We start from the raw sequence: 2,762 nt of genomic DNA, 5'->3' as shown, positions 1-2,762 counted from the left end.
CCTGCCGGTGCCCGACGCCCCGCACCTCGCCTTCTGGCACGCCGCCACCCTGCTGCGCGAGCACCGCGGCGACGGCCACACGGCGGCGCTGTTCGACGCCGGGCTGGACGGTCTGGAGGCGATGGTGACGCACTCCGCCGACGGCGGGGGCATCACGGCCGCGTGGATCCGGCGGACCCGGGGCTGGACGGAGGACGACCTGGCGGCGGCGTACGAGCGGCTGCGCGGGCGCGGGCTGATGGACGCCGACGGCGCGCTGACCGAGGCGGGCACGCGGCTGCGCGCGGACCTGGAGGACACCACCGACCGCCTGGACCGGGCCCCCTTCGTGCACCTGGGTGCCGAGGGCGTGGCGCGGCTCACCGAACTGACGTCCGGTTTCCTGGCGACGGTGGCGGCCACCGGCGCGTTTCCCGCGGACCTGTCGGCCCGGTCCTGACCGACGGGGCCGCCGGGGTGTGCGTGCGCCTTCTCACACCCCGGCGGCCCCGGCCGGGCGGCGCGACAGTCCGGCCCGCCACCCGGCACAATGCAGGCTCAAGCACGTGCGGAAGGCGGGCAGGATCAACGTGACGGCAGCCACCGAGGCCATGGGGTCCATCGAAGCGAGGATCGCCGAGGAGCTCGGCGTCAGGGAACGGCAGGTGAAGGCCGCGGTCGAACTGCTCGACGGCGGTTCGACGGTGCCGTTCATCGCGCGCTACCGCAAGGAAGCCACCGAGATGCTCGACGACGCGCAGTTGCGCGCGTTGGAGGAGCGGTTGCGCTATCTGCGGGAACTGGAGGACCGGCGGGCGGCGGTCCTGGAGTCCGTACGGTCCCAGGGCAAGCTCGACGCGGAGCTGGAGGCGCGCATCCGCGGCGCGGAGTCCAAGGCGCGGCTGGAGGACATCTACCTGCCGTACAAGCCCAAGCGGCGCACCAAGGCGCAGATCGCCCGGGAGGCCGGTCTGGAGCCGCTGGCCGACGGGCTGCTGGGCGACCCGTCGGTCGAACCGGCCGCGGCCGCCGCGGCGTTCGTCGACGCGGACAAGGGTGTCGCCGACGCGCCGGCCGCCCTGGAGGGCGCGCGGGCCATCCTCACCGAGCGGTTCAGTGAGGACGCCGACCTGATCGGCGAGCTGCGGGAGCGGATGTGGTCGCGCGGCCGGGTCGCGGCGAAGGTGCGCGAGGGCAAGGAGGAGGCCGGCGCGAAGTTCGCGGACTACTTCGACTTCGCCGAGCCGTTCACCGAACTGCCCTCGCACCGGGTGCTGGCGATGCTGCGCGGCGAGAAGGAGGAGATCCTCGACCTCACCCTGGAGCCCGAGGACCCGGCGTCGGCGCCCGAGGGCCCCAGCGCGTACGAGCAGGCCGTCGCGCACCGCTTCGGCATCGCCGACCGGGGCCGTCCCGCCGACGGCTGGCTGCGGGACACCGTCCGGTGGGCCTGGCGCACCCGGATCCAGGTGCACCTGGGCATCGATCTGCGGCTGCGGCTGCGGCAGGCCGCCGAGGACGAGGCGGTGCGGGTGTTCGCGTCGAACCTGCGCGATCTGCTGCTGGCCGCGCCCGCCGGGACGCGGGCGACGATGGGCCTCGACCCCGGTTTCCGTACCGGCGTCAAGGTCGCGGTCGTCGACGCGACCGGCAAGGTGGCGGCGACGGACACGATCTACCCGCACGTACCGCAGCAGAAGTGGGACGCGGCGCTCGCGACGCTGGCGCGGCTGGCGCGGGAGCACGGTGTGGAGCTGATCGCGATCGGCAACGGCACCGCGTCCCGGGAGACCGACAAGCTGGCGGCGGACCTGATCGCGGCGCATCCGGAGCTGAAACTGACGAAGGTGATGGTGTCCGAGGCGGGTGCCTCGGTCTACTCGGCCTCCGCCTTCGCCTCGCAGGAGCTGCCGGAGCTGGACGTGTCACTGCGCGGCGCGGTGTCCATCGCGCGCCGGCTCCAGGACCCGCTGGCGGAACTGGTCAAGATCGATCCCAAGTCGATCGGTGTCGGGCAGTACCAGCACGACCTGTCCGAGGTGAAGCTGTCGCGGTCGCTGGACGCGGTCGTCGAGGACTGCGTCAACGGCGTCGGCGTGGACGTCAACACCGCGTCCGCGCCGCTGCTGTCGCGGGTCTCCGGCATCAGCGCGGGCCTCGCGGAGAACATCGTCAACCACCGCGACGGCAACGGCCCGTTCCGCTCCCGCAAGGCCCTCAAGGACGTGCCGCGGCTCGGCCCGAAGGCGTACGAGCAGTGCGCGGGCTTCCTGCGCATCCGGGGCGGCGACGACCCGCTGGACGCGTCGAGCGTGCACCCGGAGGCGTACCCGGTGGTGCGCCGGATGGTCGCCGCCGCGGGCGACGGGGTCGGCTCGCTGATCGGCAACACGTCCGCCCTGCGGGCGCTGCGCCCCGAGGACTTCGTGGACGACTCCTTCGGCCTGCCGACGGTGACGGACATCCTCCAGGAGCTGGAGAAGCCGGGCCGCGACCCGCGCCCGGTCTTCCGGACCGCGACCTTCAAGGAGGGCGTGGAGAAGATCGGCGACCTGACGCCGGGGATGCTGCTGGAGGGCGTGGTGACCAATGTCGCCGCCTTCGGCGCGTTCGTGGACGTCGGTGTCCACCAGGACGGGCTGGTGCACGTCTCCGCGATGTCGAGGACGTTCGTCAAGGACCCCCGGGACATCGTCAAGCCCGGTGACATCGTGCGGGTGAAGGTCCTCGACGTCGATGTGCCGCGCAAGCGGATCTCGCTGACGCTGCGCCTGGACGACGAG

2 protein-coding genes are annotated in these 2,762 nt (G+C 73.1%); both read left to right on the top strand.

What is annotated here, in order from left to right; genetic code table 11:
* The coding region (locus AC51EU_RS29205) for an SCO6745 family protein (RefSeq protein ID WP_496270104.1) at positions 1–439 on the top strand (439 nt) is incomplete at its 5' end.
* Between the two features lie 151 nt (positions 440–590).
* Positions 591–2,762, top strand: a 2,172-nt coding sequence (locus AC51EU_RS29200) for a Tex family protein (protein ID WP_496270105.1), incomplete at its 3' end; no start/stop codon positions are given.

It is taken from the genome of Candidatus Streptomyces philanthi (assembly GCF_059553635.1).
This window is presented reverse-complemented; position numbering and strand designations above follow the sequence as displayed.